This is a genomic window from Okeania sp. SIO2B3 (assembly GCF_010672525.1).
Lineage (GTDB): Bacteria > Cyanobacteriota > Cyanobacteriia > Cyanobacteriales > Microcoleaceae > Okeania.
The window spans coordinates 1-1,429 of the sequence record NZ_JAAHGH010000238.1 but is presented as its reverse complement, the minus strand read 5'-3'; the positions used below and the strand labels follow the sequence as shown (position 1 = coordinate 1,429).

Annotated in this window: 2 protein-coding genes; one reads left to right on the top strand and one right to left on the bottom strand. The window is 32.8% G+C overall.

The annotated features are described in order from the left end of the window. Positions 1 to 773: endonuclease I family protein (locus tag F6K15_RS37915; protein WP_293071257.1), on the top strand; the 773-nt coding region annotated here is incomplete at its 5' end. A 451-nt stretch (positions 774 to 1,224) separates the two neighbouring features. On the opposite strand, the gene F6K15_RS37910 is transcribed toward F6K15_RS37915, so the two are convergent. Then, the coding region (locus F6K15_RS37910) for a hypothetical protein (RefSeq protein ID WP_293071255.1) at positions 1,225 to 1,429 on the bottom strand (205 nt) is incomplete at its 5' end.

Genomic DNA, 1,429 nt, shown 5'->3' with positions numbered 1-1,429 from the left:
GCTTTTTTCTAGTCAACTTTTCGTCTAATGGAATAGCTTTTAACTTAGAAAGTAGTCAACTAGAATCAATTATGCCAGAGCTTAATGGTATAGAACTATTGAAAAAAGTAGCCAAAGAATATGCTCCAAAAAAAACTTTTAGTTATAAGATGGCTAGAGATATCATGTATACAAAAATTGATAACCATGATGGTGTAGTTCAGGGTATATACACTGGCTATAGTATTGATTTAGACCCCAATTCATCTAATCCCAGACAAATAGCATATCAAAATGATATTAATGCCGAGCATATTTATCCTCAAAGTAAGGGAGCTATAGGTGCGGGTAAAAGTGATTTGCATAGTCTTTTTCCTGCTTATAAACGGGTCAATAATGAACGGAGCCATAATCCTTTCGCAGAAATTAATGATTCATTAACAGATAAATGGTTGATAAATAATCAAATTTTACTAGAACAACCCATTACAGAAATTGATAATTATAGTGAATCATTAACAGGAAGTGAATTTGAACCCAGAGAAAATAAAAAGGGTGATGTAGCTCGTGCTATGTTCTATTTCTACACGGTATATAGAAAGCAAGCTAATGCAAAAGACTCTAACTTTTTTCCACAGCAAAAAGAAATACTTTGTCAGTGGAATATTGCTGACCCTGTTGATGATTTAGAGATAACTCGCTCTCATTTTATTGCTAAATATCAGGGTAATGAAAATCCTTTTGTGATAGATTCAACTTTAGCTGCAAGAATCTATTGTGAGGGAAATAGTTAGTAGCCATATAGGCTTTTTCGTGTGAGTGTTGTAAATCTTTTACAACTAAAATTTCCAATTGCGCTTAGTTCATTTCAATGGAGAATCATTGTAAAAAAAATGTGAGTATTAAACAATTAATAATTAATTATTAATGATTAATGGAGGAGTAATATTTACTTTGAAACCCCACACAATATCCCCTCGCTAAAATCATAATAGATATCTCAGTAATTATTAATTATTAAGGAAGCTTTTTTAGATAAAAATTTCAGCATTCTACTCTTTTTACCCTTTGAAATAGTATAGTCGGCGAACACATTTCAGGCCGCCAGCTAAACTTTTTACCCAACACGACCGCAAGAAAACATTTTTGCAAAAATACAAAAACAAGTTAGTGCGGTGTCGGTTGGGTCGCTGCGCTAAAAAGTTTGCCTGAAATGTTTAGTATTGTTCGGAATATTTAAACCATTTAAAAAATAATATCTACATCTATTTCTTCATCATTGTTTTCAGTTTCTCCCCATAATTTACGATAGTCAGAAGGTAGCCATTTGGGATAACTAAATTTATCCTGTTTCTCTTCCAAAATCAACCACAAAATCCCACCTTTTGCACGAGCTAAACACCGAGTTAGTGCAACATATATCATGTGTTGTTCCTGCTCCTTTTCCTCT